Here is a 779-nt window from a genome sequence, read left to right as displayed (position 1 = left end):
TAGTACAGTTGGTCAACGAAAGAGGGAGCATCCGCGTCTCCGAGCTGAGTCAGCTCTGCGGCGTAACGGAGGAAACGATTCGCCGCGACCTTGACAGGCTGGAGCAAGCAGGGCGCCTGCGCCGTTCCCACGGTGGAGCGGTTAGCGTGAAGGATCAACCGGAAATTCAGCGGTCTCAGCCGGAAATACCGTATGCTGAACGGGAAATCATGCATGCGCTGGAGAAGCAGCGAATCGCGGAGGAAGCGGTCAAGCGAATCCATCCGAACGACCGCATCCTGCTGGATGCAAGCTCAACCGCGTGGTACATGGCCAAGATCATACCGGACATTCCGATTACCGTGCTGACGAATTCGATTAAGGTGGCCGCTGAGCTGAGCACCAAGGAGCGCGTTCAGGTCATCTCAACGGGCGGTATTTTGGCTCATCGCTCCTTGTCCTTCGTCGGTCCGCTGGCGGAGCGTTCGCTGGAAGCTTACTACGTGGATAAAGCCTTCCTCTCCTGCAAGGGCGTCCACATGGACAGGGGCTTGAGCGAATCCAATGAGCTGCAGGCGAGAATCAAGCAAAAAATGATCGGGATGACGGATGAGACCATTCTGCTTGCCGATGCCAGCAAATTCGGCACGCAGGCTTTTGCGCAGGTCGCCGACCTCGCCGAAGTGAACCTGATCATCACCGACCGGAGATTGACGGAAGAGGAAGCGGCGCCTTATCGGGCGCTGGGTCTTCGAATCGAATCCGTATAGAGCAAGCTGCTAGATCATATCAACATGGAA

The 779-nt window shown here is 56.7% G+C and carries 1 protein-coding gene; it reads left to right on the top strand.

Annotated elements, in window-relative coordinates; all coding sequences use genetic code 11:
• Positions 1-749: DeoR/GlpR family DNA-binding transcription regulator (locus tag HMPREF9412_RS07525; protein ID WP_009590825.1), on the top strand; the 749-nt coding region annotated here is incomplete at its 5' end.
• Positions 750-779: the final 30 nt, after the last annotated feature.

The sequence above is a fragment of the Paenibacillus sp. HGF5 genome (assembly GCF_000204455.1).
In the GTDB taxonomy this organism is placed as follows: domain Bacteria; phylum Bacillota; class Bacilli; order Paenibacillales; family Paenibacillaceae; genus Paenibacillus_AQ; species Paenibacillus_AQ lautus_A.
This window is presented reverse-complemented; position numbering and strand designations above follow the sequence as displayed.